This is a genomic window from Chloroflexota bacterium (assembly GCA_026708035.1).
Classification (GTDB): Bacteria; Chloroflexota; UBA11872; order UBA11872; family UBA11872; genus JAJECS01.
Genome location: JAPOVQ010000035.1, coordinates 34,957 through 57,909 on the forward strand (window position 1 = coordinate 34,957; position 22,953 = coordinate 57,909).

Here is a 22,953-nt window from a genome sequence, read left to right on the forward strand (position 1 = left end):
GTCGGCGCGCCCTAGCCGGGAGTGTCGTAGGAGAAGTCCCAGTCGCCGAGCGTCGTCAGCGTGTGCTGCGGCGCCGACAGGTCCGGCTCACCCGCCGCATGCCAGGCCTCGATGTTCTCGCGATGCCCGAGCGAACGCAGCCCCTTAAAGGAATCGTGCGCCGTGGTGCAGTCCCAGAAGAACAGCCGCTCGACGCCCGTGCGATAGATGCGCGCGGCGGCGTGCTGGTATTCCTCGGGCGTCATGGACCGCGGCAGCACGCTCGCGGCCAACTCGACCGGCGTGTCGCGCACCAGGTCCAGGAAGAACTCGAGCTGCCGCTCGGGATCGTCCCAGGCGGGCACCCGGCTGTTGAGCTCCGGCGCCGAGGTGTAGGGAATGATCGTGTCGATCAGCCCCTCGGCCACCCAGGCTTGCAGGTCAAGGGCGCGGTGCAGGTTCTCGGCTTCGTCCTTCATCACGATCGCGGAGACGTTGATCGGCTTGTCACGTCCGGTGGCTGCGGCCACCTCGGCCAGCCCGGCCCGCAGCTCCCGCATGAAGTCAGTCATCACGCGCGCCCTAAATCGCAGCCAGTCCGGGTCGTGCTCGTCCAGCTCGCGGGGGTCGTGGCCCGAGGCGGCTGTGAACGCCTCGACGACGTGCGGCTCGTACTCCGTGAACGGCGGACGGCGGTTGTAGAGCAGGCACACGCCGTCGACCGGCTTTTCGGCCATCTCGCGCAGCAGGGAAATGGCGAAGGCGCGGAAGCCCGGATAGGCGTAGGAGAGCCGCGGCGTAATCCGACCCTCACGGTCCACGCTGCGCCACTCGGGATGCGCTTCGAACACCCCGTCGCCGGAATTGAAGTGATCGTTGGGCGGCGGGTAGTGGAAGCCCGTCACGCGCCACGAAGCGTGAATCTCCATGCCCATGTCGTGGGCGTGCTCGATGGCAACGTCGTAGGGATCGACGCCCTGGTCTCGAAAGATCCGCCAGGCCTCCGACTGCTTCCGGTAGCCGACGTGCGAGAAGTCCTCGTGAGCGTCGAGCGTGTGATCGCGGGCGATCTTGGTGAAGTAGTTCAGCAGGTCGCCGCCGCCGGTTTCCAGATAGATTCGCTCGAAGTCTGTGTTGCGGTACGGCTCGAGGTGACCCTGAACGTCCTCCGGCGTGTGCGCTCGGACATGGCCCATCCAGCCGTGGTTGTCGTCGTGGGCGTAGAGGCGCTTGGTGTCGGTTCGCGCGCGGTCGGCTTGGAGCGCCGCCACCTCGCCGTCGGTGAGGGGCACGAGCTTGACGTAGGCCGGCCGGGCCGGCTCGCAATCGCAGATGCCATCCGGCTGGTTGACATCCGCCGACACGGCGATCTGCTTGAACTGCATGTCCTGACCGGTGAGGTCGGCGATCTTGAAGAAAGTCTCCGCCAGCAGCACGCCGCCGCCGGGCTGTGGGTTGATGCGCGGCGGGAGATGCATGTTGGTGAAGCCGCGCTCGCCGCTGAGCTTCGCCAGCAAGTTGCCGCTCCACTCGTAGAGCTCGTGGTCGTGCACCATCTGGCCGATCGAAATCGCGTGCCAGCCGCTCACGCCGAGGGGCAGCGTTACCTCCGGCGCGGCCGTGTTGTCGCCGGCGTAGAGCAGCGTGCCGCTCAGGTTGGCCGTGGAATAGGCAAACGCGCGCCAGCGGCCCGTCTTGGACTCGCTCGACAGCGCGTCCGCCGGCTGGCAGCGGTCGAGATTCGTGAGATAGATCGGCGGCTGGGACAGACCGAGATCGCCGATGTGTGCGGTGCCTGCTGTGGACATTCGGAACCACCTTTGCGGCAAGCGGGCGGGACTTTCGGCCGCGGTGGGCGGCCGCCACGGTGCCGCAGTATGCTCCGGTCGGCACGGCCTCGCCAAAACCAACGCGGTGAAATTTCCCAATCCGGTCAAAGAGAAGCTCGCGCGGGGCGAGGTGTCGATCGGCTCGTGGCTCAACCTGGCCTCGCCGCTAGCGGCGGAAGTGCTGGCGGAGGCCGGCTATGAATGGCTGGCCATCGACACCGAGCACACCGCCTGGGACCTGGCCGAGATCACGCACGCCGTGCGGGCCATCGAGGCGCGAGGCGCGGTGCCGATGGCGCGTGCCTGGTCGCACGAGCCCGAGGGTCTCGGACGAATCCTGGACACCGGCGTGATGGGCCTCATCGTCCCCCACGTGAGCACGGTGGAGCAGGCCGAGGCCATCGCCGACGCCGTGCGTTATGCGCCACGCGGCCACCGGTCGGGCGGCAACTCGCGCGCCGCGATCTCCGGCGACTACGTGTCACAGATCGACGACAACCTGCTGGTGTGTCCGCAGATCGAGGACTGCGAAGGCGTCGACAACATCGCCGAGATCATGGCCGTGGACGGCATGGACGTTGCGTTCATCGGTCCCAACGATCTCGTCGTCGCGCTGGGCTACACGCGCGCCGACGTCTATCGCGTGCCGGAGCACCTGGAAGCCATGGCCCGGATCCTCGCCGGCGCGCAGGCCAACGGCAAGCCCGCCGGAACGCCCGCCCCGACGGCCGCGCACGCGCGGCAGCTCATCGCGCAAGGATTCACGTTCGTCGATCTCTCCAGCGATCTGCGCCTGCTGGCCCAGGTCGCGTCGCAGGAATTGCAGGCGGTCCGCGCCTGAGCTGAAAGGACGACCCATGGCTCCCGCATCGACCGCCGCCGATCGTTGGGCCGACGCCCACGTGAGCGACCCGGATTTCGTGGTCTACATCCCACAGGACGGCGACACGCCGGCGCACCGCGAGGCAACTGAAAACGGGCCTTGGGACGCGGGCAACGTGCACTTCGTGGTCACAGCCACCACGACCGGCGCGTTGCTCGGCACCTGGACCCAGGCCGACGGCAACAGCTTTCACGGCCCCAACGCTCGCGTCGTGGTGGCGCGCAGCGAGGACCGGGGCCGCACCTGGAGCCGGCCGACGGTTCTCGACGCCCCGCCCGAGGGCACCGAGCAAACGGCCGTGTGGTCGGTGCCGGTGGTCGTGCCGCACTCAGGGCGCGTGTGGATCTTCTATCACCGCAACACCGGGCCGGTGGACTTCGACCGCGGCATGACCGGCCTGCTGGCATGGCGCGTCTCCGACGATGACGGCCACACGTGGGGACCGCGGCGCGACACCGCTATCGGCCGCGGCGCCATCGACGATCCCGATCCGGCACTGCTCAGCTCCTGGGTCACCTCCGGCTGGCAGGCGCCCATCGTCACCCGGCGCGGCAGCGTGCTGTGTCCGATCACACGCTGGGCGGGCAACGCCTTTCAGGGTCAATTCGAGACGGTGACGCCCGAGATCGGCTTCAACGAGCGGCACCACGAGGCGTGGTTCCTGCGCTTCGACAACGTGATGACGGTGGACAACCCGGCCGACCTGACCGTGTCGACCTGGCCCGACGCCGACCACGGGATCCGAGTGCCGCAGCTGCGCGATTCGCGCATGAGTACGGCGATGGAGCCGAGCATTCAGCCCCTGAGCGACGGACGTATCGTCTGCGTGTTGCGGACCATGACCGGCTACATCTGGTATTCGGTGTCGAGCGACGACGGACAGTCCTGGTCGGAAGCGGAGATGCTGCGCTTCCAGCCGGACGGTCCGCCGATTCCCCACCCGTCGGCGCCTTGCCCGCTCTACAAGCTGCGGGACGGCCGCTACTTGCTGTTCTTCCACAACAACGACGGCACCGCCAACGGCGGCAGCGGTCCGGGCAGCGGCGAGTCTCGCCGCCCGATATTCGTCAGCGTCGGACGCGAGATCGACAATCCCGGCGGCCAACCGCTGGTTTTCGGACGGCCGCATCTGATCGTCGACAACGCCTGGGCAACCTCGGTGACTCGTGGGCGCCCGGGTGGCCTCGCCGCCTACGGCAGCCTGACCGACTTCGCCGATGAGGTTGTCCTCTGGTACTGCGACCGCATGCAGTACCTGCTCGGTCGGCGGCTGACCGACGTGATGCTCGACGACACCTGGCTCCCGCGGTGAGCAGCCGCGCGTGGCGGCCGCGCTTTTCAGACGGTCTCTACCGCCACTTTCGGACACGGCACGTCGACGGTCCGTCCAACGCGGAGATCGACGCCGCGTTCCGGCACATGGACGGCGTGCCGGACGTGGAGGGCGTGGAGTGCTTTAGCCGCACGACCGTCACGCTCGAGAACGCCGCGCACGTAAAGCGTCGACTCGACGAGCGCGGGCTGGTGTGCGCCATGGTGTCGCACGGCGAGACGGTGGCGCGCGGGTTTCCCAAGGCGCTCTGGACGTCGCCGGAGGCCGCCGACCGGCGCGACGCCATCGACATGGCCCTCTACTCGATCGACGTGGCGCGGGCCCTCGATGCCCGCGGCATTTACCTGTTCACCGCGCTGGATGGACCCGACTATCCCTTCCAGCAGAATTTTCGTCTTGCGCGGCGCTACACGCTGGAGGCGCTGCGGGAGATCTGCGATGCGGCCGGCGACCTGCTCGTGGCGCTCGAATACCGCATTCACACGCCGAAGGGCTGGTCCAACATCGGCTCGATGGCCGCCACGCTGGACCTAGCCAACGAGGTCGGGCGACCGAACCTCGGCGCGCAGCTCGAGGTGGCCCACACCCTGCTCAGCCACGAGAACCTGGGCCAGGCCGCCTGGGACGCCGCGCGCGTAGGTCGGCTGCACCATCTCCACCTCAACGACACGCAGCTGCCGATCGACATCGGCACGATATTCGCCAGCCACCACTTCTGGGAGTGCCTGGAGCTGCTCTACTGGCTGCGCGAGGCCGACTACGCCGGCTTCCTGGGGATCGATTGCTTCTGGTGGCAGGTCGACTCGGCGCAGAACGCCGCGCAACAGGTCCACAACATCCATTTCATGCTGCGGGTGCTCGAGGCCCTCGACGACACGGCCTTCCGCGAGGCGATGAGCGAGCAGGACATCCTGGCGACCCAGCGCATGCTGTGGGAGGCGCTGCGGCGGGCGAGTTAGAGGCGACCTACCCGGATAACCCGAAGACTGCGGACGGGCGCCCACGAGGGGCGCCCCTACAGGGAATCCGGAAGTTGTAGGGGCAGCCCTTGTGGCTGCCCGGATTTGGTCACCCGGAATGGCCGCCAATGCTCACCCCGAACGGCGACGGCCCACGCTGCACGCAGCGTGGGCCACCGGATGAGGAACGCGGACGGGCGCCCACCAGGGGCGCCCCTACACCGGATTGGGGTTGTCGGGGCGGCCGGGATCCCGGGCTGTAGGGGCAGCCCTAGCGGCTGCCCGGATTCACCTGGCTGTCTCCCGGATGCCGCACGTCGGGCAGCCGTTCGTTGAACTCCACCACGTTTCCCTCGGGGTCCTTGGCGTAGAGCACGCGGCGCCAGAGGCGAGGCCAGTCCACCGGCCCGCCCCACGCGTCCAGCCCCTCCGCGCGCAGCGCATCGACGATTGGGTCGAGCTCGTCAACCACGAACTGCACGTGATTCGGGCCGTTTCCCGATGGGCCGCGGGCGGGGCTTGCATCAGGGTGGTTGTGGTACTTGAGCAGCTCCACGGCCTCGGGGCGTTCGTCGGTGCCCAGGAAGACGGCTTCAAGCGTGACGCCCGACAACCCGGTGAGTTCGTCGATGTGCGGCCCCTCGAGGGTCGCAGCGCGGGTCTCCCGCAGGCCCGCCACGCGTATGTAGAAATCGCGCATGCGGTCCATGTCCCGGACCACAAGGCCAACGTGGCCCACCGTGGGGGCGGTGTGGGGCATTGGCGACCTCGGAATCTCGGGGCGGCATTCTTGCATGAAGCGCCCACCACGATGCGAGACTTGCATACGCTAGGGACTCCGTGACGCATCGAGCGTCGGTGATGAGCTACGACCTCGCCGAAAACTACGACCTCACCGACCGCCTGAGAGGCTGGCCGGGATTTCGGATCGGCGCCGTGGCCGGACTGGTGATCGCCTTCGCCTGGATCCATCACGTCGACTTGGTGTCGGCCGTGCTCGCGGGCGACACCTTTGCGCTCGGCATCGGCCTTCACACCGTCATCTTTGGGTTGCTGTTGGCCGGCTGGATCTGGGGATTGCTCTTCCGTCTGCGCGCCGGTTTTTCCTGGGCGGCCGGGCTGGCGGTGGCGCTTGGCTTCGTGACCGGGCTCATTGCGTGGCTCGACACCTTCATCGGCTGGGGTGTCGATTGGCAGATTGGGGAGCGTGCATTGCTCGTGCCCGCCGAGGCCCGTCCGAAGGGCTTTGGACTGGCCTTGCTCGCCGGCACGCTGTGGGCAGTTGCCAGCGCCGCGTTCGTGTTTATCTTCGCGATGGTCGCGGCGCTCATCGGCGCTACCACGCTGCGACGCCTGGTCGAGCCTTGGGCCGGGCGCGTATTCCCTCGGTTCGTGGACGGGCTGCCGGAGTTCTGGCATGCATTCCTCGCGGCTCGCGGGAATGACGAGGCCCCGCAGCGAGTAAGCCCGGCGCTGAGCGCCCGGCGTCGCCTCCCCGAGCGCGCACAAGCGTGGCGCACGGTCTATGGACGCGCGGTGCTGATCCTGGCCTACGGCGCCGCCGTGCTCACGCAGCTGTGGATCGAGCCCGCCGAACGTGCCGACGCGGCGTTCATGTTCGGCATGTTCGCGATGGCCGACGGCGCGCTGCTGCTGGTGCTCGCAGACCGGAGCCGCGCATTCGCGCCCGCCCGGCGCCAACTGCGCCTCGAAGCGGCGGCATCGATTGTGATTGGGCTCATCGCCGCCGTCATTTCGTTTGGCCTCGGCCGCCCAATGCCTTTCGAGCTGTTTTATGGACTGGTTGCCGTGTGGGCGATGCTGACGGCCGGGGCGCAGTTCGCGGTGTCATTCGCCATGCGCCACGGCGATTCCGCGCACCTCGTGATTCTCTACACGATATTCATCGCCGTGACCCGCCTCGTCTACGGCGTCGAGGCCGCCGCCGCCCCCGAGGTCGTGCGCCTGGCCAACACGCAGAGTGTGATTCTTATGGCGGTCGTGGTGCTCACGGCCATGCTCTACGTGCTCCTCGGAAACGTCCTGCGGGAGTGGCCGCGATCCGAATTCGAAGCGGCGGGGCGCTCCGCGCGCACCTGAGGTCATTGGTCGGGGCGGCACGCCGGTGTCACACTGCGCGCCGGATGTCGATTCAAGGTATTCGGGGGCAGGCATGAGTCGCGGACAAGACGTGCTCGCGCGGATGAAGGGTCCGGTCGTTCCAATCAACTTGTGCTTCAACGTCGACGGCACCCCGGACTACCCGTCGATCGCGCGCTATGTGGACTGGCTCGCGGACGAGGGCATGCCGATCCTCATGCTCACGGCCGGCAGCAGCGAGTTCGCCAGCCTGAGCGACGACGAGATCTGGCGGCTCACCGCGGTCGTGGCCGAAGCCAACCAGGGCCGCGCCGTCTTCATCGCTTCATCCGGCCTATGGAAACCGTCCGTGACGCGCGAGTTCCTCGTCCACGCCGACCGCGTGGGCGCCGATGCCGTCAAGTTGCAGTTCAGCAGCTGGCTCACGCTGAGTCACGGGGTCGTGGTGCGCTATTTCGACCTGGTGCAGGACGCCGCGGACGTGCCGATGCTGCTGCTGTCGGGGCCCAACTTCCCGCTGGACGCGGCCATCGAGTTGGCCGCGCGCCCCAACATGATCGGCATCAAGAACGACGGGCATCCGTTCTACGACTACTACGAGCTGATGCGCGGCACCGCGGACGAGGACTTTGGCGTCATCAGCGGCGGCCAAATGCGTAACTTCATGTTCGGTTACCCGCTGGGTTCACCGGCCTACCTCTGTCCCATCGCGCCGATCCGGCCGCGCCTGGCCAACGAGTTCTACGACCACCTGGCGGCCGGTCGCATCGACGAGGCCTGGGAGTTCGTCTTCAAATACGAGGACCCGTGGCTCCAGTGGGCCTCGAGCCAGAACTGGCTGGCGTCGCTCAAGGCGGCGATCCACCTGCAGGGCCTCTACCCGAACAACCTGCTCGGGCACGCCTACCCGCACCCGGAATCCGACGTCGTCGACAAGGTGCGGGACAAGCTGATCGAGGTGTTCGGCAGCGCGACGGTTGAGTAGGTGAGCAGCCGCAAGGAGTGCGGCGTCCCCACGTTGTCATTCCGAACGAAGTGAGGAATCTAAGGACGCTGGAAACGCTCCCCGCCCTTTAGATTCCTCGCCTTCGGCTCGGACTGACAGATCGGGGCGGCCGACGCAGGTCGCCCGGAGGGCCGGGCTGCGTGCAGCCCGGGAGCCAGCCGAAACGGCTATGCAAACGCCAGGTTGCGCTTCTGTCCTCGCAGAATCAGGCCGTTGACGCCGGAGTTGTGCCCGCCGGTCTGCACGTTCTGCGGATCGCGGTAGCCCGTGCGAACCAGGCGCCGCCACCCATCGGTGCGGTTCGGGTCCGAGCCGTGAATCGTCAGGTAGCTCATGAAGACCACGTCGCCGGCGTTGGCGGGCACGGGCGTGGCGTCCGCCAGCCGGTATTCGTCCACCGGCAGGTGGGGACGGGTGTCCTTGGAGTCCACGCGCCCGATGTGCTGCAGCGGGCCAAGCTTGTGGCTGCCGGGTAGGAACTTCAGGCAGCCATTTGCCTCCGTGGCGTCGTCGATATGGAGCAGCGCGTCGATGTACCCCGGACCCTCATGCGCGTAGAAGGGGTAGTCCTGGTGCATCGGAAACGGCGTGCCCATCTCGGGCCCCTTGGCGTGCAGCATCGTGTGGTGATACTCGACGGCGGTGCCCAGCAGGTCCGCCACTGCGCCGACCAGCTTGTCGTCGGTGACGGCGCGGAAGTACTCCGCGGAATAGCCGGGAAGATCGCCAAGAATGTCTAATCTCGCACGTTGGTCTTCCTCGGCCGTCATGTAGGCTTGACGCCATGGCCCCTTCCACCCCGGACCCTGGGTGGCCCACTCTTGCATGAGCCGCTCCAACTCCTCCGACTGGCGGGCGACGGTTTCGGCGTCGAAGACATTCTCCAGCCGCAGATAGCCGTGCTCGTTGAAGGCGTCGACCTGATCCTGCGTCAGCGTTTCCATGCGCACACCTCTGGCAGCGACTCCAAAGTCTACCGCTCGTTGACGTACTGGCGGTCCCAATGACGGTACAGGCGTCCGCCGCCGAGCTGCGGACGGTCGCGGTTCCGCGATCCCGCTGGTGGCTGCTGATGGTGCGCGCCGTGGTGCCGCTGCTCTTCGCCAACGCGCAGATCGGCCTGCTGTGGCCCGAGGACCTGAAGGCGCCGCCGGCCATCGTGTTCGGCATCTTTGCGCTGGTTGACGGCGCGCTGGCGCTGGCCGTGGCGCTGGGCATGCGCGAGTTTCGGCCGGCGCGTGGTTTGGTCCTGGCGGACGCCGCGCTGGGAGCCGCCGCGGGCATTACCGGATTCCTGCTGTGGCTGGTGGTGTGGTCCGATTCCGTGGTCCCGGCCGCGGCATACGTCGGGCTCGCCGGCACCTGGGCCTTCTTGAGCGGCCTGCTGCACGCCGCCGTCGCCATTCCGCTGCGACGCCTCGAAGGTGCGCAAATGCCGCTGCTGTTCATCATTGTCAGCGGCCTGGTTCGCATGGCCTACGGCGTACCGACGGGACTCTCGGCCCTCGTCGTGCTCAATTTCACCGGCTTCCGCCGATTCCTCTCTGTGCAGCAGTGGTTCGTGCTGCTCCATGGGATCACCTATCTGTTGTTCTACGGCGGGCTCGCCGAAGTGTGGCGGGAGCGGCGGCAGACCGAGGTGGCGACGCAAGAGCGGATCGCGCGCAAGGACTTGCAGGTGCGGCAGGCGCGGGAACGCCGCGCGGCGCAGGAATTCCGCACGGTATAGCGACAGGCCGACCGCCGCCTCTCCAGGCGTGGGCTATGATCCCGCACTCGCCGCTGGACCGGGACTGATTCTCGACCGTCGGGAACGGCGCCCGGACAAAGGAGGCGCGCGGTGATGATTGACGAGAGCCAGCACCAGACCTATTCCGACGACTGGCGGCGCACCAACCCCGATCTGGCGTTCTTCCTTCCGCCCGCGCCGCCGGAGTGGCAGGAGTCGGTGGACCACGTGCTGGTCAGCCTCACGCGCGAGGGCGCGCTGCTGGCCATCTGGACCTACTGCACCCAGGAGCACGCCGCCGACGAATCGATCATGGTGCGCCGCAGCGAGGACGGCGGCCGCACCTGGAGCGGCCCCGACGTGCTGGCGGGACCGGGACGCTACCCCGGCCAGGTCGCGTCGTTCGGGTTCCCGGTGATGAGCCAGGGCGGGCGTATCTATTGCTTCTACAACCGCAGCACGGGCCTGGGCGACAGCTACACCAATGCGTTCCTGGAGTGCAAGGTCTCGGACGACGACGGCCGCACCTGGGTCGACGGCAACGTGCAGATCCCCTTCCGGCACACCCGTTTCGACCTGACCGACCCCAAAGCCGGCGCCTCCTGCATCGTGTGGCAGAAGCCGATTCGCGATCGCAACAACAAACACATCGTGGGTATCACCCGCTGGACGTCGGAACGCGTCCGGCGGCGAACGCCGGCCTCCGCTCGCGCGCCGCGCGGCGTCGGCGACTGCCACGTCGAGTTCCTACGTTTCGAAAACATCGACGACGAGCCGGACCCGCAGGACCTCGAGCTCACCTGGCTGCCCGACAGCGACGACCTCGTTTCGTCACCCGTCATGTTCGACACCGAGTACACCGCCGGATACTCCTTTTGCCAGGAGCCAGGCCTGGTGCTGCTGCCGGACGGACGTCTGTTCGCCAGCATGCGCACGCCCAACGGGCAGATCTGGTACACGGTCTCCGCCGACGACGGCCACTCGTGGCGCCCGAGCGAGATGCTCCGGTTTCAGGACGGCGGCGCCCCGATGGAGAACCCGGTCTCGCCCACGCCGCTCTACCGGCTGCACGACGGTCGCTACATCCAGCTGCTCCAGAACCACGACGGGTGGGGATACAACGGCTTCGGCCCGCTCAACAGCGACAGCCGGCGGCCGCAGTTCCTCGCGGTCGGCGAGTTCCGCCCCAACGCCCATCAACCGCTCTGGTTCAGCGAGCCGCTGCTGCTGTTCGACACCGACGGCGTGGGCATCGCGCCGCACTACCGACCGTGGCTGTCGATGTATTCCAGCCTCACGGAGCGCGAGGGCGAGCGCATCCTCTGGTACTCCGACCGCAAGCTGTTCGGGCTTGGGCGCTACATCACCGACGAAATGCTCGCGCCGCTGACCGTGCCCGAGGCGTAGATCGGGAGCGTCGTCGGCGCTACAATAACTCAATCAATGTCATTGACATTGATTGCAATGAAACAGCATCAGGGAAGATGCGCCATAGCGATCAAGGAAGACTCGCCATGACCGGGAGGCTGCGCCATGACTCAGATCACCGCCCGCGTGCCAAACGAGCTGGCGGAATCTCTAGACGCGGCCGCGGCCATGCTCAAGCGCAGTCGCGCCGCCGTGGTCCGCCAGGCGTTGGAGCAATACTTGGAGAACTTCGACGACCTGTCTGTCGCGCTGGACCGGCTGCGGGATCCCGCGGATCCCGTGCTGGACTGGGACGAGGTCAGGCGTGAGCTACTCGGTTCGGATTAAGCGCAGCGCGTCGCGAGAACTGGCCCGAATTCCCCAGCCGGCGAGGACGCGCTTGGTCCACGCCATCGACGGCCTTGGCGAACAGCCGTTCAGCGGCAGCGTCCTGAAGGGCGGGTTGCGCGGTCTGCGCCGCCTGCTCGTGGGCGACTACCGCATCGTGTATGAGGTGCTCGACGCCGAGTTGGTCGTCCTCGTGATTCGCGTCGCTCGCCGTGGAGGCGCCTACCGACCGATCTGAGCCGGTCGTACATCGGCGCCTCGCGCGTCCTCGAGGCCGGACCGAGCGCCCGCGATTCCAGGACACCCTGGGCGGGCATAGACTGTCGGGCGTGCACGCCGCGTGCGCTCAGTGAAGGGAAAGCTTCTTGGCCACCGTTGCGTTCATCACCGAGTCCGAAGCCAAGCATCGAATGCCCTATGCCGAGGCCATCCGCGACGTCGAGCGGATCGAGGCCGCGCACGTGGTCGACGACGGCGACGACGGCCTGCTCGGCGTCATCGGCTCGAAGCTCGTAGGCCGGCATACGTCCGTGGACGGCCTGCTCGACACGGTACGCCCGGACATGGCCATCGTGTCCCTGGTGGCGTCCAACTCGCCGCCCGCGATCGAGGCGCTGCTCAACGCCGGCGTGCCGGTCATGGCGGAGAAGCCGGCTTGCGTGGACCCCGAAGACTTCGCCCCGCTGGCGCGGCTCGCCGACGAGAAAGGCGTGCCGCTGATGCTGGCGCTGGCCAACCGCATGCGCCCCGACATGACCGACGCCCGCCGCATCATCGCCGAGGGGGGAATCGGCGAGCTGTACGCCGTGCGGGCGGCGCAGGTGGCGGATCAGACCCGCATCCAGGAGCTCACCGAGCCCGATTGGACGTTCGAACGCGCCCGGGCCGGCGGCGGACATCTGGTCTGGTTGGGGATTCACTTCGTCGACGTGATTCGTTACGTCACCGGCCGCGACATCGAGCAGGTGCAGGCGCTCACGGGCGTCGTGGGCGGCGCGCCAATCGACGTTGAAGACCTGGCCCTGGTCAACATGCGCTTGTCCGGTGGCGCGCTGGTGTCGCTGTTCTCCGGCTACGTGATGGAGGAGAAGGGCCATCAAGGCTTGACGATCTACGGCTCACGGGGCTGGCTGCAAACCGACGCCGCCGCGTCGCCGAAGTTGATGTTGTGCTCGGGACGCGGCGACGACGCGAAGGTGCGGCGCACGCTCTACGAGGACCGCGGCGCGCCCTACACGAGTTGGGTGGCCTTGACGCTGCGCGCCTGCCTGGGCGAGATCGAGCCGCCGCTGTCGGCCGCCGACGGTCTGGCGGCGCTGCGCGCGGTGCACGCGGCGTATGCTTCGGCCGCGCACGGCCGGCCGGAGACGCTGGCGTAGGCCGACCCTGGCCAGCCATGAACGCGTGATTGGGCGTTCTGGGGCATGCTTGGCGTCGCGCTCGGCGGATGACTCGATGCACCTTGCGGCAAAGGACCGGTAAGCCATGAAGATCGTCGGCTATTGCGATCCCCTGCACGTCGCGCCCGGCGACACGGTGCGCTTCATGGTCAGCAGCGCGCATGCGACCTACCGGGCCGATCTGGTTCGGGTGGTGCATTGCGACAACAACCCTCGCGGCCCCGGATTCAAGGCACCGATGGTCGAATCCGCCCTCAGCGGCGACTACGCCGGACGCGAGCAGGAAATCCGGACCGGCTCGAGCGTGCAGATCCCATACGCCGACGCGCTGGGCCAGCTCGACAGCTTCACGGTCACGGCCTGGATGATGCCGACGATGCCCGACAAAGGGAGACCACAGGCCGTCGTTTCGCATGGCCTCGAGGCTCCCGGCAATGCCGGCTACGGCCTTTTGGTTGGAACCGGCGGCCATCTCGTCGGGCAAGTCGGCGACGGCACGGGGGGCATGACGGTCGTCGGTCCCGCCACGCCGCTGATCGAGCATCAGTGGACGCTCGCGGCCATGACCTATGACGCGGGCTCGCAGCGGCTCGCGGTCTATCAGCTCCCCAAGCACCCCTGGCCGGTCGAGCGCGGACGCGGCGTGGCGGTGACATCAGCGCCAGGTTCCCGACCTTCGGTGGGCGCGCCGTTGGTGATGGCGGCGGCGGTCGAGTCGCGCGAAGGCGGCAAGGTGCTCACACACTCCCACTACAACGGCAAGATCGACGCGCCGCGCATCTACGACCGCGCGCTGTCAGGCGACGAGATCGAGTCCCTGGCGGGCGGCGGAGACTCGCTGGCGGTCGAGGGGTTGGTGGCCGCCTGGGACTTCAGCCGGGACATCAGCACCGACCACGTGACCGACCTCGGTCCGCACGGCCTCCACGGACGCGCGGTGCAGATGCCCACCCGCGGCGTCACCGGCCACAACTACACCGGACGCGAGACGAATTACCGGCTGGCGCCGGACGAATACGGCGCCATCCACTTCCACGACGACGATCTCGAGGACGCCGGCTGGGAGGTCGACTTCGAGCTGACGGTCCCGGACGACCTGCGCAGCGGCGTCTACGCCGCCTGGGTGCGATCGGGCGTCGACGAGGACTGCATAACCTTCTTCGTGCGGCCCGCCGACGATGCCGAGACGGCCCCGATCGGCGTGTTGATGTCGACGGTTTCCTACGTCACCTATGCCAACTTCCGGGACGTCGACGGCGGCTTCTGGAGCCCGGAGCGCGTCCCGAACGCCGATCCCAGCCTGAACCCGGCGGCGCACGAATTCCTGCGGGCGAACCCGATGCCGGGGCTCTACGACTTCCACTCCGACGGGACGGGGGCGGCGCTGTGCTCCTGGCGCCGGCCGATCCTGAACATGCGGCCCACCTACCGCTACCGCGTCTGGTCGGCGCCGTCGCGCTTCCCGGCGGACCCCTACGTCATCGATTGGCTGGAGGCCCGCGGCCTGGACTACGACGTGATCACCGACCACGACCTCCACGCCCAGGGCGCGGATCTGCTCAAGCGGCACCGCGTCATCATCTCGGCCTCGCATCCGGAGTACTGGACCTCGCCCATGATCGAGGGGCTGGAGACCTATCTGAACGACGGCGGGCGCTTGATGTACCTGGGCGGCAACGGCTTCTTCGGCGTCGCCGCCGTCGACCCGAACCGGCCGCACGTGGTGGAGGTGCGGCGCTGGGGCACGAGCTGGCCCTTCGAGCATCCCCCGGCCGAGCGAGTGCTCGCCACGACCGGCGAGCTGGGCGGCGTCTGGCGCAACCGCGGCCGTCCGCCGCAGGCGCTGGTGGGTATCGGCTGCGGCTCGGCGGGCTTCGACAAGGGGGCGCCCTACATCCGGCAGCCCGACAGCCACGATCCGCGCGCAGCCTTCATCTTCGAGGGCATCGGCGACGACGAGCACATCGGCGACATCCCGTCGCTGGTAGTCAATCACGGCGCCGCGGGCTACGAGATGGACCGGCTGGACTTCAGCCTGGGCACGCCGCCGCACACCCTGCTGCTGGCGTCTTCGCTGGGGCATTCCGACAAGTACGTCGGGCTGGCCGACGAGGCGCTCTGGTACACGCGCGGCATCGACGGCGTGTCGGTAGGGGATCCGACAACGCCGGGGGAGTACCACCCGTTCATTCGCGCCGACATGACCTATTTCGAGACGCCCAACGGCGGCGGCGTGTTCTCGACGGGCTCCATCGCCTGGCGCTCGTGCCTGTCCTACAACGACTACGACAACACGGTTTCACGCGTGACCGAGAACGTCGTGCGGCGGTTCGCGTCGCCCGAGCCCCTGGCCGATCCGTCGGCCAATCCGGGCGTCATCACGATGGCCGGCGAATCTCGCCGGGAGGAGTAGCCCCGTGGCCCAGGAGTTCGAGCGACACACGCCTCACGACCCGCTGCCCATGCCGCCGCCGATGGATTTTCCGGAGGAGGGCGCGGCCGAATCCGAAGTCCTGGGCGACGTGCACGCGCGGATCGCGGAGGATCCGTTCTCCGTCGAGCGCAACTTCGGCATCACCTACGTCGGGCCGCCGCATCCGATCGCGGAGTGCGTCGCGACGCTGACCCGGGGCACGTACTTCGTGGAGTGGGCGCGCCAGATGAACCCCGGCGCCTACGCCTTCGAGAAGGAAGCCATTCGCATGATGGCCAGCCTGCTCGGCCGGCCCGAGGCCACCGGTTTCATCACCAGCGGCGGCACCGAGTCGAACATGTCGGCCATGCGGCTGGCGCGCAACCTGGGTGGCAAGTCGGAACCCGAGATCGTCATGCCCACGTCGGCGCACTACAGCTTCCGCCTGGGCGCCGAGTTGCTCGGCATCAGCCTGATCGAGACGCCGGTGGACGAGCAGATGGCGCCCGACATGGATGCGGTCAAGCGCGCCATCACCCCCAACACCGTGGGGTTGATCTGCTCCGCGCCCGAGGGGAATTTCGGCCAACTGGACCCCATTCCCGAGTTCGCCAAGCTGGCGGTCGAGCACGATCTCTACCTGCACGTCGACGGAGCGTTCGGCGGGTTCATCCTGCCGTTCATGCGCGAGCTGGGTCACGACCTGTGCGACTTCGACCTCAGCGTGCCGGGGGTCAGCTCGTTCATGACCGACGGGCACAAGCTGGGTCAGCTGCCGGTGGCGACGGGATTCTTCCTGATCCGCGACGCGAGCCTGCTGGAGGCCGTGCCGCTGGATTGGACGTTCATCCACACGCTCACCGCCACCAAGCCCGGCGACCACGCCGCAACCGCCTGGGCCGTGATGCGGCACCTGGGACGCGCCGGCTACCGCGCCTCCACCGCGCGGCTGCTCGAGTCCGTGCGCATCGTGGTCGAGGGCATTGAGGCCATCGACGAGCTGCGGCTGATGGTGAAACCGTTGATCAGCGTCATTAACTTCACCTCGGACACGGTGGACATGGAGCAGGTGTTCAACGACCTGTCACGGCGCGGCTGGGGCAGCACCTTCGGCCACATGAACGGCCACGCCCGCATCCGCCTGTCGCTCCACCCCTACCGCGACGCCGACCACGCTCATGGGTTCGTGCAGGCGTTGAGGGAGTCGGTTCAAGCCGCAAGGTAGGGCGATCGGCCCGACTCATGCCCACGGATCGAGCGCGACCTTGACTACACCGTCGGCAGGCGTGGCCGAGCGGACGAGCTCGATGCCCTCGGCGGCCTGGGCCAGCGGCAGGCGGTGGGTGAGCATGCGGTCCAGCGGGTAGCGTCCGGTTTCGGCGAGTTGGACGGCCGCGCGGACGGCCTGGGTTTCGTGGCTGTTGACGCCAAGTACGCGGACCTCGCGGGCCACCAATTGGTCCCAGGGAAGCTCGACGGGCGCGCCGCCCTTGGACCCGGCCATGACGAAGGTGCCGAGCGGACGCACGACCGAGGCCGCCTGGCCGGCCGCCCCGGGACTGGCCGTCACGTCGACTGCGACGTCGGCCATTCGGCCCGCCGTGAGGTCAGCAATGTCGGCCACCGTTGAATCCGAGGCGATCAGGGCGTCGGTGGCGCCGAACTCACGGGCAAGGCTGAGCCGGGCGCGGTCACGGTCCAGGCCGACGACGATGATCCGGGTCGCGCCGGCCGCGTGCGCCGCGATGGTGCAGGCCAGCCCCTGCGGTCCGGGTCCGAAGACGACGACCGTGTCGCCGACGCCGGCGTTGCCCAGCGTTTGCACCCAGCGGATGCCATTGGCCAGCACCGCACCGAGCACGACGCCAACCTCGGGCGTGATCCGCTCCGACACGCGGTGTACCCGGGCGCGCGGCGGCAGGTAGAGAAACTGTCCGTAGGCGCCCCAGAGATAGGGCGGGTCGGCGGCGGACAAGCGACCGCCATAACCCTGCTCGTCGGCGCACATCTGGTAGGAGCCTCGGCGGCACCACTCGCAGCGGCCGCAACCGAAGCTGGCCTCCACGATCACGCGGTCGCCGGCGGCCGCCTGCCAGCGGTCGGCGGCGTCCGCGCCCACTTGCTCGATGCGGCCCACGATCTCGTGGCCGAGCAGGGCCGGGACATTGCGGATGACGGCGGAGTGGCCGTCCCAGTGGTGAATGTCGCTGCCGCAGATGCCGGCGAGCTCGACGCGCAGCAGGCCGTCGTCGTCGCCGATGGCGGGGAGCGGGAAGTCGCGCGGCTCGATGCGGTGCGCCGCGACGAGCACGGCGCCGCGGCTGGTGGTCACGTTGACTCGCCGGACTGGATTCCGGCTTTCGCCGGAATGACGGAGGGAGCGGTCCCCTCACCCCAATCCTCTCCCCACGGGAGAGGGAGTCGAACCGGTACCGACGCACGGGGCGGCTTGGTGGGCCTCGAGGTCATGGTCGGCTTGCGAGGCAGCCGACGATCGTGTCCACGTGCGACACAAATTCGGCGGTCAGCTCGATGGCCTCGCCGAGCGTGGCCTTGGCATCCCAGGACCACGAGCCGTCCGCCTGCTGCGTCTCGACGAACCAGTCGCCCACCCGCACCGTCCAGTCGCGGTATTCGGCGTCTCCCGTGAGCTGATAGAGCAGCGCGGAGCCCCAGCCGCTCTTGCAGACTTGGGCGTAGTCGAACTGGCGCGGCGTGCATTGCATGGAAAAGTCCATATGGTCCCGGGCGAGAACCAGATAGCCCGGCTGCGGGTCGACCATGTGCAAGCGGCAGAGAAACGCCGCGGCAATGCCGCCCACCGTCCAGCGCTGCTTGCGAGCGGCCTGGGCTTCGACCGTGAACCACGACTCCTCGCCGGCCTCGGGCGTAACGAGCGCCTGCCGCTCGCGCGACCACGCATAGTGCAGCCGGTTGGGAAGCTCGCGCTGCGCGTGCCAGATCCGCTCCAGGAAGGCATGGACCGCCCGCGCTTCGTCAAGGCGCCCCAGGGCGATGCAGGCCAGGCCGCAGCCGCAGGCGTAGGGCACGTCCATTACGTCGCTGGGCGCGCCGTCGGCGTCCAGGTCGTTGGTGAACCCGCCGGATTGCGGATCTTGCATGGTGAGCATGAAATCGAGTCCGCGGCTGCTCAGGTCGAACTGCCGCGCCATGTGCGCGCCGTAGACCAGCGTGGCGTTGCGATAGGCATAGGCATCGGTCAGCACGCGCCGACCGCCATCGAAATCGCCCTCGGGGGTGAACATGTGCTCACGGATCCAACCGCACAGCGCCGTGGCCGCGGCAGTTTCGCCGGCCACGGTCAACGTCCACGGCACGCGGTAGAACCTGAAGCCATGCGACGGATTGCCGATCGAGCCGTCGGGATGCATGTGCCCAAGCAGCCAATCGGCGCCGCGTCGCTTGGCGTCGGCGTACGACTCCAAGCGAGCGCGCAGATCGATCGGCGAGGCGCTCATCGTCATCGGCGGTCAGCTTAGCCCCACGCGCGGCGCGTCGACAGCGGCCGGCCGGTCGCGCTACGGTCGGCTCGACCCCGATCCAACCCGAGCGTTGCCCACGAATGCCGAGGCGCCTCTGATGACGCTGGCCATCGACGCCTTCTACGGCGGTCACGTCGAGATGCCGAACCCGGGATTTCGGGGGCCGCCGGCGCACACGCGGCGAATGAGCGACGCGCACCTGGCGACGGTCTACGACGAGGCCCTGCGCTTCGCCGAGCTGATGGAGCGCACGGGCTACGACACGCTCTGGCTGGCCGAGCATCATTTTCAGCGCGAGGGCTACGGCTGCATCGGCAACGTGCCGCTGCTGAGCCTGCATCTGGCGCACCACACCGAGCGGCTCAAGTTCGGCGCGTTCTTCAACACGGTCACTGCCTGGCACCCGATGCGACTGGCCGAAGACTACGCCACGGTCGACGTGCTCACCGGCGGCCGGCTGCGGTTCGGCATCGGACGCGGCTATGTGGCGCGAGAGGTCGAGACGCTGGGCGGCCCGCTACTCGATGACGCGGCCAACCGCGATCTGTTCGAGGAACAGGTGGAGATCATGCTGAAGGCGTGGCACGAGCCGGAGTTCGCCCATGCGGGCACGGCCTACCGGGTGCCCGCCGACGTGCCGCACATGTTTGACGACCTTGTTGACATAACGCTTGTGCCGCGACCGGCGCACCTGCCGGTTGAAATCTGGCAGCCCATCACCAGCACCAAGCGGCGCGGACTGGACTTCATGGCGCGGCATGGCATCAAGGGCGTGATCGCGGGCGGCACGGCGCCGGGTGGTCGAGCCGACCAGGCGGCGGCCGTTTATCGCGACGCGTTGGCGCGGGCGGGCCGCCAGACTGAGCTTGGCGAGGACCTGGCGGTTGGTTTCCAGATACACCTCGCGGACAGCCGCGAGGCCGCGTTGCGCGAGGCGACCCCGTGGTGCGAAGAGCACCTCAAGGGACTCGCGCCGCTGGGCCGCTATCCGCAACTCAGCGAGGCCCAGATTCGGGCCACCGCAGAGGGCGAGGCGGCCTATGGCGCGGGACTGCCCACCATTCGCGATCTGGATGCCGAGGGAACCTGGGTGTGCGGGACGCCCGATCACGTGTGCGACCATTTGAGCGGCTTACTCGAACGCCTGCCCGGCTTGCGTCGCGTCTTCATCCAGACCGGATCGCTGGGCGTGCCGCCGTCGGCTATGCGAGCCGACATTCAGTGGTTCGCGCAGGACGTGATGCCCGGATTTGTTCCGGCGTCGGGAAACCGTTAAGTAGATGGACGGTATCCCGCGCTCGAGGCCCGAATCCCCCTCACCCTAGCGCTCTCCCCCCAGGGAGAGGGAACAGGACCTGCCCTTCAGGCTCGGCTGGAGACATTGCGCGAGCGGCTCCGCCGGCTGAAACGGGCGGCTAGTCCTGGCCTATACGCCGTCAAGCGGCGTTTACGAAATCCGCAGGCGATACCAGCGGATGTTGTAGACCTCGTCCTCTTCGCACCAGAAGGCCACGTACACGTCGCCGTCGGGAAGCAGCGCCAGGCTCGGAAAGCCGAATGGCAGGTCGACCAGCTCCTGCCCGCTGCTTTCCGTGGCGCCGGTCATGCTGGATGAGGCGCTTTCCCAGAGTGGCGTTGCGGCCAGATTGATCCAGTCGTCGCCGTCCAGCCGCGATAGGTTGGCCCACAGGCCCGGCTGCCGGTCGTGGCGGTAGACGAACAGAATGCGGTCGTCCGGCAGCGCCAGCAGCTTGCCCGTCTGGCCGTGAATGCCGGTGGACCGCGGCTCGGAAAACGTCCGGCCGTCGGCTGAGATTGCGTACGGGTTGGGCTCGGTGCCGCCCGTGGCGGAGTCGAAGGCCCAGGCGGTTGCCAGGAGCCGGCCGTCGCTCAGCTGGCGCAGCGAGACCTCCCACGAGAAGACGCCGCGATGGGTCTCGTCGATCAGCGCCAGGTGCTCCGGCCATGTCCGGCCGCGGTCGTGGGACACGAATGCCAGCGCCATGGCCCCGATCGGCTCCTCGCCGTCCCAGCCGCGCCAGGGGGCCATCGGGGCGAGCCAGCGGCCGTCGTCCAGCTCCACGATGTGGTGGCACACCTCCCACGCCGGACTCCACACCGGGGGATCGAGGATCTCGGGCTTGCTCCACGAGTGACCGCGGTCGGAGCTGTGCGTGGTGATGAGGTCCATGGGCGCATGGCCAAGGTTCTCGCGATTGACGAGCTGCCCGCCGTGAACGTCGCGGTAGGTGCGCCCGCCGATGCCGACCAGCGTGCCGTCGCGCAGCAGGCTCACGCGGACGCCGCCGGTTGTCGGTCGGGTCGTGGAGCTTTCGACCAGCAGCTCGGGCGCCGACCAGGTCACGCCGCCGTCGGACGAGCGGGCCTTGTAGGTCTGGTAGTCGAGCGCTTCCACGCCCGAGGCGAGATCGAAGCTGGCAAACAGCTCGCCGTCGTCGAGCACGATGATCGAGGGATGCCAGGCGTGGACGGCGCGCCGCTTCGGTTCCGGATTTCGATAGACCAGGCCGGTGGCCAGCACGTCAATCACGGGCGAGCTCCGGCTGCCATAATCCGGGCTGGTTCACGGTCGGATCACCCGACGCCGAATTCCATGCCGCCCGACGGGGCGCAGGGAGCATGCGATGCCTCCGGTCGAAGCCCTGGTGGATGCCCGCCGCAGCATAGAAGCCCGCTATCGCGCGCGCACGCCTGAATCGCGGGCGTTGCACGAGCGAGCGCTGCAGTCGCTGCCCGGCGGCGAGTCCCGCACGGCGACCTGGTTTGCGCCCTACCCGACCTACATCGCCTCGGGTCTGGGCTCAACCCTGACTGACGTTGACGGCAATCAGTTGGTGGACTTCACCTTCAACTCCACGTCGGTCATCCATGGTCATGCGCACCCCGAGATTGTGGCGGCTGTGCAACGCCGCGTGGCCGAGGGCACCGCGTGGAACGCGCCCAACGCGGGCCAGGTCGAGTTGGCCGAGATCCTCTGTGCGCAGGTGCCGTCGCTCGATCAGGTGCGTTTCTGCGCCTCGGGCACCGAGGCCAACATGCAGGCGATCAAGGCCGCGCGGGCGTTCACCGACCGTGATCTGATTATCAAGATGGACCTGGCCTATCACGGCACCTACGAGGGCGTGGAGCTCCATCAAGGGTCGGACGGTTGGGGCGGTCCGGGAGCGCCGGTGTCGCGGGGCGTGCCCAGCAATGCCGTGGACAACGTGCTGATTGCCCCTTTCGACGACGCGGAGATCGTGGAGTGGCTGCTCGAATCCCATCCCGGGCAGGTGGCCGCCATCGTGGTCAACCCGGCCCAAACCCAGGGTGGCCTGCGGGCGCCGTCGCCGGGGTATCTGAAGGCCCTGCGCGACGCCGCGGATGCGCACGGCACGCTGCTGGTGTTCGACGAAGTCATCACGCTGCGTCTGGCGCGCGGCGGCGGCCAGGAGTTGTTCGGCGTGCTGCCGGACCTGACGGCGATGGGCAAGATCATCGGCGGCGGGCTGCCCGTCGGCGGCTTCGGCGGTCGGGCGGAGGTGATGGACATCTTTGCCGACCGGCAGCCGCCGGTCCTGCCGCATGCCGGCACCTTCAACGGCAACCCGGCCACCATGGCCGCGGGACTGGCGGCCATGCGGATGCTCGACGCGCCGGCATTTGAGCTTCTGGCGGAGCGCGGCGAGGCACTTGGCAGGGGTTTGGTCGAAGCCGCGCAACGGGCCGGCGTCGCGCTGGAAGTGACGCAGATCGCATCGGTGATCGGCGTCGACATTCCACTGGCCGGCGCATCCGCGGGGGAGATCATGGAGCTGATCGTCCTCGAGCTGTTGAACCGCGGATTCAAGGCGGCATCCATGATGACCGTGTCCACGGCAACGATCGCCGACGAGATTCAGGCGCTGACCGAAGCGCTGACGGACGTGCTGCGGCAGCTGCGTCCCGCAATTGCCGAGGCCGCGCCCGCAGCAGCACTCACCGCGTAGGCGCCGGAGGGCGATCCAGCGGTAGCGTTCATCACTTGACCGACGTAACGATGGCCGTCACGATGTGTGGTGAGT

At 68.2% G+C, this 22,953-nt stretch carries 20 protein-coding genes; 14 read left to right on the plus strand and 6 right to left on the minus strand.

Features of this window, described 5'->3' with window-relative positions; all coding sequences use genetic code 11:
• Window positions 1–11: 11 nt before the first annotated feature.
• Window positions 12–1,787 (minus strand): family 10 glycosylhydrolase, encoded by a 1,776-nt coding sequence (locus OXG33_13845; protein ID MCY4114997.1) that lies wholly within the window; start codon window positions 1,785–1,787, stop codon window positions 12–14.
• Window positions 1,788–1,893: 106 nt separating this feature from the next.
• Here OXG33_13845 and OXG33_13850 point away from each other — a divergent pair, with 106 nt between their 5' ends.
• Genes OXG33_13850 through OXG33_13860 form a run of 3 tightly spaced genes read left to right on the plus strand, consistent with a single transcriptional unit; the run spans window position 1,894 to window position 4,983 of the window.
• Window positions 1,894–2,649, plus strand: coding sequence for an aldolase/citrate lyase family protein (locus OXG33_13850; GenBank protein ID MCY4114998.1), 756 nt, complete (start codon window positions 1,894–1,896; stop codon window positions 2,647–2,649).
• A gap of 16 nt (window positions 2,650–2,665) precedes the next feature.
• Window positions 2,666–4,003 (plus strand): sialidase family protein, encoded by a 1,338-nt coding sequence (locus tag OXG33_13855; protein ID MCY4114999.1) that lies wholly within the window; start codon window positions 2,666–2,668, stop codon window positions 4,001–4,003.
• A complete protein-coding gene (locus OXG33_13860) occupies window positions 4,000–4,983 on the plus strand; it encodes a TIM barrel protein (protein ID MCY4115000.1) in 984 nt (327 codons plus the stop codon). Before OXG33_13855 ends, OXG33_13860 begins: the two co-directional genes overlap by 4 nt.
• A gap of 271 nt (window positions 4,984–5,254) precedes the next feature.
• Here OXG33_13860 and OXG33_13865 read toward each other — a convergent pair whose 3' ends face one another.
• Window positions 5,255–5,743 (minus strand): VOC family protein, encoded by a 489-nt coding sequence (locus tag OXG33_13865; protein MCY4115001.1) that lies wholly within the window; start codon window positions 5,741–5,743, stop codon window positions 5,255–5,257.
• Between the two features lie 101 nt (window positions 5,744–5,844).
• Here OXG33_13865 and OXG33_13870 point away from each other — a divergent pair, with 101 nt between their 5' ends.
• On the plus strand, window positions 5,845–7,083 hold the full coding sequence (locus OXG33_13870) for a hypothetical protein (GenBank protein MCY4115002.1): 1,239 nt from the start codon (window positions 5,845–5,847) through the stop codon (window positions 7,081–7,083).
• A 73-nt stretch (window positions 7,084–7,156) separates the two neighbouring features.
• Window positions 7,157–8,068: a dihydrodipicolinate synthase family protein gene (locus OXG33_13875; GenBank protein ID MCY4115003.1), complete on the plus strand. Its 912-nt coding sequence runs from the start codon at window positions 7,157–7,159 to the stop codon at window positions 8,066–8,068.
• Window positions 8,069–8,256: 188 nt separating this feature from the next.
• On the opposite strand, the gene OXG33_13880 is transcribed toward OXG33_13875, so the two are convergent.
• Complete coding sequence (locus OXG33_13880) at window positions 8,257–9,033, minus strand: phytanoyl-CoA dioxygenase family protein (protein MCY4115004.1); 777 nt, start codon at window positions 9,031–9,033, stop codon at window positions 8,257–8,259.
• A 59-nt stretch (window positions 9,034–9,092) separates the two neighbouring features.
• Here OXG33_13880 and OXG33_13885 point away from each other — a divergent pair, with 59 nt between their 5' ends.
• The 7 genes from OXG33_13885 to OXG33_13915 all read left to right on the plus strand — a co-directional run bounded on the left by OXG33_13885 (window position 9,093) and on the right by OXG33_13915 (window position 16,611).
• Window positions 9,093–9,818, plus strand: a complete 726-nt coding sequence (locus OXG33_13885; protein MCY4115005.1) for a hypothetical protein — start codon at window positions 9,093–9,095, stop codon at window positions 9,816–9,818.
• Between the two features lie 114 nt (window positions 9,819–9,932).
• Window positions 9,933–11,225 (plus strand): sialidase family protein, encoded by a 1,293-nt coding sequence (locus OXG33_13890; protein MCY4115006.1) that lies wholly within the window; start codon window positions 9,933–9,935, stop codon window positions 11,223–11,225.
• 126 nt (window positions 11,226–11,351) lie between these two features.
• Window positions 11,352–11,573: a ribbon-helix-helix domain-containing protein gene (locus OXG33_13895; GenBank protein ID MCY4115007.1), complete on the plus strand. Its 222-nt coding sequence runs from the start codon at window positions 11,352–11,354 to the stop codon at window positions 11,571–11,573.
• On the plus strand, window positions 11,551–11,811 hold the full coding sequence (locus OXG33_13900; protein ID MCY4115008.1) for a type II toxin-antitoxin system RelE/ParE family toxin: 261 nt from the start codon (window positions 11,551–11,553) through the stop codon (window positions 11,809–11,811). The genes OXG33_13895 and OXG33_13900 overlap by 23 nt, the downstream gene beginning before the upstream one ends.
• Window positions 11,812–11,938: 127 nt before the next feature.
• Window positions 11,939–12,952, plus strand: a complete 1,014-nt coding sequence (locus OXG33_13905) for a Gfo/Idh/MocA family oxidoreductase (protein MCY4115009.1) — start codon at window positions 11,939–11,941, stop codon at window positions 12,950–12,952.
• Window positions 12,953–13,058: 106 nt separating this feature from the next.
• Window positions 13,059–15,386, plus strand: a complete 2,328-nt coding sequence (locus OXG33_13910) for a LamG domain-containing protein (GenBank protein ID MCY4115010.1) — start codon at window positions 13,059–13,061, stop codon at window positions 15,384–15,386.
• A gap of 4 nt (window positions 15,387–15,390) precedes the next feature.
• Window positions 15,391–16,611 carry an aminotransferase class V-fold PLP-dependent enzyme gene (locus tag OXG33_13915; protein MCY4115011.1) on the plus strand — a complete coding sequence of 407 codons (1,221 nt, stop codon included), beginning with the start codon at window positions 15,391–15,393 and terminating at the stop codon, window positions 16,609–16,611.
• A 15-nt stretch (window positions 16,612–16,626) separates the two neighbouring features.
• On the opposite strand, the gene OXG33_13920 is transcribed toward OXG33_13915, so the two are convergent.
• Both OXG33_13920 and OXG33_13925 read right to left on the minus strand, forming a co-directional pair.
• Window positions 16,627–17,718, minus strand: coding sequence for a zinc-binding dehydrogenase (locus OXG33_13920; GenBank protein MCY4115012.1), 1,092 nt, complete (start codon window positions 17,716–17,718; stop codon window positions 16,627–16,629).
• A 133-nt stretch (window positions 17,719–17,851) separates the two neighbouring features.
• A complete protein-coding gene (locus OXG33_13925) occupies window positions 17,852–18,865 on the minus strand; it encodes a hypothetical protein (GenBank protein MCY4115013.1) in 1,014 nt (337 codons plus the stop codon).
• A gap of 121 nt (window positions 18,866–18,986) precedes the next feature.
• On the opposite strand from OXG33_13925, the gene OXG33_13930 reads away from it, so the two are divergent.
• On the plus strand, window positions 18,987–20,165 hold the full coding sequence (locus OXG33_13930; GenBank protein ID MCY4115014.1) for an LLM class flavin-dependent oxidoreductase: 1,179 nt from the start codon (window positions 18,987–18,989) through the stop codon (window positions 20,163–20,165).
• Between the two features lie 171 nt (window positions 20,166–20,336).
• Here OXG33_13930 and OXG33_13935 read toward each other — a convergent pair whose 3' ends face one another.
• Window positions 20,337–21,440, minus strand: coding sequence for a sialidase family protein (locus OXG33_13935; protein MCY4115015.1), 1,104 nt, complete (start codon window positions 21,438–21,440; stop codon window positions 20,337–20,339).
• Between the two features lie 94 nt (window positions 21,441–21,534).
• Here OXG33_13935 and OXG33_13940 point away from each other — a divergent pair, with 94 nt between their 5' ends.
• The gene (locus OXG33_13940) at window positions 21,535–22,878 is read left to right on the plus strand and encodes an aminotransferase class III-fold pyridoxal phosphate-dependent enzyme (GenBank protein MCY4115016.1); all 1,344 of its coding nucleotides are present in this window, start codon (window positions 21,535–21,537) and stop codon (window positions 22,876–22,878) included.
• Window positions 22,879–22,953: the final 75 nt, after the last annotated feature.

Excerpts from the sequence above, each read along its gene's own strand:
- OXG33_13890 (MCY4115006.1), top strand. The coding sequence starts at position 9,933 with ATGATTGACGAGAGCCAGCACCAGACCTATTCCGACGACTGGCGGCGC.
- OXG33_13865 (MCY4115001.1), bottom strand. The coding sequence starts at position 5,743 with ATGCCCCACACCGCCCCCACGGTGGGCCACGTTGGCCTTGTGGTCCGG.
- OXG33_13940 (MCY4115016.1), top strand. The coding sequence starts at position 21,535 with ATGCCTCCGGTCGAAGCCCTGGTGGATGCCCGCCGCAGCATAGAAGCC.
- OXG33_13930 (MCY4115014.1), top strand. The coding sequence starts at position 18,987 with ATGACGCTGGCCATCGACGCCTTCTACGGCGGTCACGTCGAGATGCCG.
- OXG33_13880 (MCY4115004.1), bottom strand. The coding sequence starts at position 9,033 with ATGGAAACGCTGACGCAGGATCAGGTCGACGCCTTCAACGAGCACGGC.
- OXG33_13895 (MCY4115007.1), top strand. The coding sequence starts at position 11,352 with ATGACTCAGATCACCGCCCGCGTGCCAAACGAGCTGGCGGAATCTCTA.
- OXG33_13855 (MCY4114999.1), top strand. The coding sequence starts at position 2,666 with ATGGCTCCCGCATCGACCGCCGCCGATCGTTGGGCCGACGCCCACGTG.
- OXG33_13925 (MCY4115013.1), bottom strand. The coding sequence starts at position 18,865 with ATGAGCGCCTCGCCGATCGATCTGCGCGCTCGCTTGGAGTCGTACGCC.
- OXG33_13845 (MCY4114997.1), bottom strand. The coding sequence starts at position 1,787 with ATGTCCACAGCAGGCACCGCACACATCGGCGATCTCGGTCTGTCCCAG.
- OXG33_13885 (MCY4115005.1), top strand. The coding sequence starts at position 9,093 with ATGACGGTACAGGCGTCCGCCGCCGAGCTGCGGACGGTCGCGGTTCCG.
- OXG33_13910 (MCY4115010.1), top strand. The coding sequence starts at position 13,059 with ATGAAGATCGTCGGCTATTGCGATCCCCTGCACGTCGCGCCCGGCGAC.
- OXG33_13870 (MCY4115002.1), top strand. The coding sequence starts at position 5,845 with ATGAGCTACGACCTCGCCGAAAACTACGACCTCACCGACCGCCTGAGA.
- OXG33_13875 (MCY4115003.1), top strand. The coding sequence starts at position 7,157 with ATGAGTCGCGGACAAGACGTGCTCGCGCGGATGAAGGGTCCGGTCGTT.